The organism is Methylorubrum podarium, assembly GCF_022179745.1.
Classification (GTDB): Bacteria; Pseudomonadota; Alphaproteobacteria; order Rhizobiales; family Beijerinckiaceae; genus Methylobacterium; species Methylobacterium podarium.
Window position 1 is genome coordinate 1 of sequence record NZ_BPRD01000357.1, and the last position, 4928, is coordinate 4928.

General features: G+C 70.3%; 3 protein-coding genes and 2 tRNA genes. 4 read left to right on the forward strand and 1 reads right to left on the reverse strand.

Going from position 1 to position 4928, the window contains the following annotated elements:
- Positions 1 to 25: 25 nt before the first annotated feature.
- Positions 26 to 102: transfer RNA gene (locus MFF42_RS17535), tRNA-Met, on the forward strand.
- A 318-nt stretch (positions 103 to 420) separates the two neighbouring features.
- On the opposite strand, the gene MFF42_RS17540 is transcribed toward MFF42_RS17535, so the two are convergent.
- Positions 421 to 496, reverse strand: a tRNA-Glu gene (locus MFF42_RS17540).
- A gap of 83 nt (positions 497 to 579) precedes the next feature.
- Here MFF42_RS17540 and MFF42_RS17545 point away from each other — a divergent pair.
- The 3 genes from MFF42_RS17545 (at position 580) to MFF42_RS17555 (ending at position 4589) form a co-directional block, all read left to right on the forward strand.
- Positions 580 to 1593 (forward strand): RluA family pseudouridine synthase, encoded by a 1014-nt coding sequence (locus tag MFF42_RS17545; protein ID WP_238256896.1) that lies wholly within the window; start codon positions 580 to 582, stop codon positions 1591 to 1593.
- Positions 1594 to 1775: 182 nt separating this feature from the next.
- Positions 1776 to 2225, forward strand: a complete 450-nt coding sequence (locus tag MFF42_RS17550) for a GNAT family N-acetyltransferase (protein WP_238256897.1) — start codon at positions 1776 to 1778, stop codon at positions 2223 to 2225.
- Between the two features lie 354 nt (positions 2226 to 2579).
- The gene (locus tag MFF42_RS17555; protein ID WP_238256898.1) at positions 2580 to 4589 is read left to right on the forward strand and encodes a putative bifunctional diguanylate cyclase/phosphodiesterase; all 2010 of its coding nucleotides are present in this window, start codon (positions 2580 to 2582) and stop codon (positions 4587 to 4589) included.
- The last annotated feature ends 339 nt before the right edge of the window (positions 4590 to 4928 follow it).

Sequence of the window (4928 nt, forward strand, 5' to 3'; positions counted from 1 at the left end):
GGGATCGGCACACCACCAACACCGGCGCGGGGTGGAGCAGCCCGGTAGCTCGTCAGGCTCATAACCTGAAGGTCGCTGGTTCAAATCCAGCCCCCGCAACCAAACACACACACTACGACGACCACCAGCACAACGACACGCAGCCCGCTGACCTGAAAAGGCAGCGGGCTTTTCGTTGTCCAGGGCACTCGCGGCAGGGGCCGGTCTGCTCACGCGCGATGTGTGCCGGCGACCAGAGAGGGGAGGGGGCCGGCGATTAGGGGGACGTTCTCATCGCCCGACATGCGAATGATGCAAAGTCACCCGCCAATAGAAGTTTCCGCTCGCGCCAGCATAAAGCGCGGATTGCCCTGCCTCAGCCCGCACGCGCAGGCTTTCGCACAGCAAGAAAAATCAGATTTTTTAGGGTGATTGAGCCGGTGGCGCTCCCAAGGGGACTCGAACCCCTGTTTTCGCCGTGAGAGGGCGACGTCCTAGACCGCTAGACGATGGGAGCTTCCGGGCCGACGGGGGTTCGTATAGCGAGGCATCCCCGGCCCCGCAAGCGCTTTCCGGGGCGAAACGACGAGAAACCTCACGGTGTCCTCCACGGTGCATTCCACGGTTCCCGGCGCGGACGAGGCGCGCAGCCTCGTCCGCGACGAGGGAGTTCTCCCCGAGCGGCTCGACCGCGTCCTCGCCCGAGCCTTCGACGATCTCTCCCGCGCCCGGCTCCAGACGCTGGTGCGCGACGGTCTCGTGCGCTGCGACGGGGCGGTGGTCCGCGATCCCGCCCGCAAGGTCGCTGCCGGCAGCCGGATCGATCTCAGCGTTCCGGCGCCGCTTCCCGCTGAGCCGCTGGGCGAGGCGCTTCCGCTCACCGTCATCCATGAGGACGAGGATCTCATCGTCATCGACAAGCCGGCGGGCCTCGTCGTGCATCCGGCGGCGGGGCACGAGGACGGCACCCTGGTGAACCGGCTGATCGCCCATTGCGGCGCGAGCCTGTCCGGCATCGGCGGCGTGCGCCGGCCGGGCATCGTGCACCGTCTCGACAAGGACACGAGCGGGCTGCTCGTCGTCGCCAAGAACGACCTCGCCCACCAGGGTCTCTCGGCGCAATTCGCCGACCACGGCCGAAGCGGGGCGCTGGAGCGGGCCTATCTCGCCCTGGTCTGGGGCGTGCCGGAGCCGCGGGCGGGCACGATCCGCGCGAATCTCGCCCGCTCGCGCCACAACCGCGAGAAGATCGCCGTGGTTCGCGAGGGCGAGGGGCGGGAGGCGATCACCCACTACCGGGTCGAGGCGCTGCCCGGTGCCGACGGCATCGTCGCGCTGCTGCGCTGCCGCCTGGAAACCGGCCGCACCCATCAGATCCGGGTCCATCTGAGCCACCGCGGTCACCCGCTCCTGGGCGATCTCGTCTATGGCGGCGCCTTCAAGACCAAGGCGGCCCGGCTCGCCGAGCCTGCCCGCGCCGCCCTGCAGGATCTCGGACGGCAAGCCTTGCACGCGGCCGAACTGGGCTTCCTCCACCCGCGCTCCGGCGCACGCCTGCGCTTCGAGAGCCCTTTGCCGGACGATTTTTCGCGGTTGCTCGCCGCCCTCGCATGAGGTGAACCGTCGACACCCCGCCGCCCCGGTCCGATGTGGAGAGCGTGCGCGCTCGAAAAGAGTGCGCATCGCCTTGCCTCCGGGGCCGCGACCGTGGATCACCCGCCTCCCGGCCGGGAGCGAGCGCGGTCGGTCCGCGGCGCCGCGCGGCAGGGTGAGGACGGCATCGGGCGGAGGCGCTTTTGGGAAGCCGCTATGGACTGGAGATCCGCTCGGCGCTGCCGGCCGACGCGGCGGGACTGGCGGAGCTGTTGAGCGCCGCGGGCCATCCGGTGCCCTCGCATCGCCTGGCCGAGCAACTCGAGGCCCTTCGTTACGGCCACGGTACGGCGCTGCTCGCCCTCGAATGGGGGCCGCCGAGCGGAATCGTGGTGCTGCACTGGTACCCGGTGCTCGACCAGGCCTCGCTGACGGCGCAGATCACGATGCTGCTGGTCGCCCCAGACGGACGCCGCCGCGGCGTGGGCCGCCAGTTGCTGAAGGCCGCCGCACAGGCTGCGCGGATGGCGGGCTGCGGCGCGATCCAGATCCTGGCCGCCGCCGAGGAGCCCGGCCTGCCGGACTTCTGCGCCGCGAACGGTTTCGTGCCGAGTGCCGGCTGCCTCGTGAGGCCCTTGCGCAAGAAGGGGTGAGACGGGCCCGCCGGACGGGCGGCCGAGGAGCGCGGGCACGGTCCCGACGCCGGCGCGAGGGGAGCGCGACGAGGCCGAAACCGCGCTGGAAGTCGGCTCCCTCCGAACCAAGACGCCGATCGGGCCGGGGCCATCGATGGTGCGGACACGGCTCCCTCGCTTGCCTGCCTGCCTCATCCTCCATTGCCGAAAGATCATCTCAGGCAGAGACGAAGTCGAACCTTGGCTTGAGGCGACCATTTCGACGTCTCGACCGGCAACGCGAAGGCGAGCGGGCTTCAACCATCTGTTACGTCTTTGCCCGTAGAAGCAGTACGCTTCATCTCCGAAGCGTCTGATCCAGGCTCGTTCTCCATGCGCCCACGTCCGAGCACCGGGCCGCATCTCGATCGGCAGATCCGCCGCGACCAGCTCGACGCGGTGCGGGCCAGCGTGCAGCAGGCGCTGCCCATCAACATGCTGCTCGGTCTGGCGAGCTTCCTAGTGGCCCTGAATTCGGGGTACGGCGCGGTGGGCGGGCTCTGGTTCGCCGCATCCCTGGCGGTGAACCTGCTGCGCTTGGGGCTCTGCCGCGCGCCCTGCGCGGGCTTGGCGATGCCTCCGGACGAACTCCCGATCTCGGGCGAGGCCGCCGCCCGCTCGATCGACCGGCACCTGCGGCTGGCCTGCCTCGTGGCGCTGCTCTCCGGTTCCGTCTGGGCCTTCCTGCCGGTCCTCAGCGACGGCTACACCACGGCGCAGACGCTGTTCTATCTCACCATCACCTGCGGGATCACGGCCGGAGCGGTGACGCACGGCATCGCCTACGCGCGGATCCCGATCTGCTTCATCACGCCGCCGCTCCTGTCGGCCACCGTCTGCCTGATCGCCGTCGGCGGCTTCGATCGGGACTGCCTCGCCGCCGCCGTGCTGCTGTACCTGGCCGCGCTGATCCGCAGCACGATCGCCACCGAGCGAGGGTTTCGCGAGACGAGCCGCCTGAAGAACGAGGCGACCGCCCTGGCCGAGGCGCGCAAGGCGGCCCACGCGAGCGCGAGCGCCCTGGCGGAGGAGATGCGCCAGCGGGCGACGCATGACGGCCTGACCGGCCTCCTGAACCGCGCGGGCTTCGTCCAGCGGGCGGAGGAGCGGCTGGCCGCCGGGGAAGCCCTCTGCCTGATGCTGCTCGACCTCGACGGCTTCAAGTCGGTCAACGACGTCTACGGCCATACCACCGGCGACCGCGTCCTCGCCGAGGTCGCCCGCCGGCTCCGCACCGCCCTGCCGGCGGATTGCGACGCGGCCCGCCTCGGCGGGGACGAGTTCGCCCTCGCCTACGACACCGCGCGGGTGGTCGAGAGCCCGGCCGCGCTCGCGGATCGCCTCATCCGCACCGTGGCCGAACCGTTCGAGAGCTTCGATACGGGCCGGCTCGGCATGAGCATCGGCATCTGCCCGCACCCGGCGGACAGCCTGACGCATCTCCTGAGCTGCGCCGACGAGGCGCTCTACGCCGCCAAGCATTCCGGCCGCAACCACTTCCGCCTGTTCGACGAGGGGCTGCGCGTGCGCCTCGAGATGCGGCGCGACTGCGAGCGCGACCTCTCGCTGGCCCTGACCGAGGGCGAGCTGGAAGTGTGGTTCCAGCCGATCTTCGGCCAGGACGGCCGCAGCGTGACCAATCTGGAGGCGCTGGTGCGCTGGCACCATCCGGTGCATGGCTGGGTGCCGCCGGGCGACCTGATCGCCGCCGCCGCCATGGCCGGGCTGACGGAATCGCTGCTGCGCTTCATCCTGGAGCAGGTCTGCAGGATGCTGTGCGCGCTGCGCGACCGGGGCCGTCACGACCTCTCGGTGGCGATGAACGTCTCGCCGCGGGAGATGGCTCAGGTCGCCGTCGATGAGATCGTGCTCGGGCGTCTCCGGCTGCTCGGCCTTCCGGCGACCGCCCTGGAGATCGAGATCACCGAGGAGACGGCGCTCGACATCGAGGCGGTGCAGGGCAAGCTGCTGGCGCTGTCGCGGGCCGGGATCCGGATGGCGCTCGACGACTTCGGAACCGGCTACTCGTCGCTGGCCTCGGTGCGTCAGCTGCGGGCCGACCGGGTCAAGATCGACCGCAGCCTCGTCACGGGACTGACCGAGGCCGAGGACAAGCGCGGCCTGGTCCAGGCGGTGCTCGGCCTCGGCCGGGCCCTCGGCCTCGAAGTCGTGGCCGAGGGGGTCGAGACGGCGGACGACCTCGCCACACTTCAGGCCATGGGCTGCCCCTTCATGCAGGGCTACCATCTCGCCCGCCCGCAACCGGCGGGCGACGTCCTGCGCTTCCTCGACGCGCGCCCGCCCGCGAGCATCCCCGAGCGGTTTCAGCTTCGCGGCGCGTAACGCGGCCCGCCGACGGCCCGGTTCCGGCGAACCGTCGAGAGGGGGCTAAGAAAGTGCGTTTCGGCACTGCGACCCCAATGCGTCCGTGAGACGTTAAACCCGGACTCCGGTTCGCGCGTTGGGACCCTTGCGTGAACAGCGTTGGTCGCTACCGGGCATCACGGATTTCCATTAAAGATGGGAAGCGGCGTGGCCGGCTCAGAGTGCCTCGCGAAACTCCCGCCCACAGCCTGCTTCAGCGATGGGCATGTCGGCGCAACGGGAGTTTCGTGAGAGATCACTCAAGGGAGCGGCCGTTCGCTTGGAGCCCGCCCGACAGGGGGGCTCCAAGCGAACGGC

Bases quoted from the DNA above. Each gene is read 5' to 3' on its own strand.
- MFF42_RS17555 (WP_238256898.1), top strand. From the start codon at position 2,580: ATGCGCCCACGTCCGAGCACCGGGCCGCATCTCGATCGGCAGATCCGC.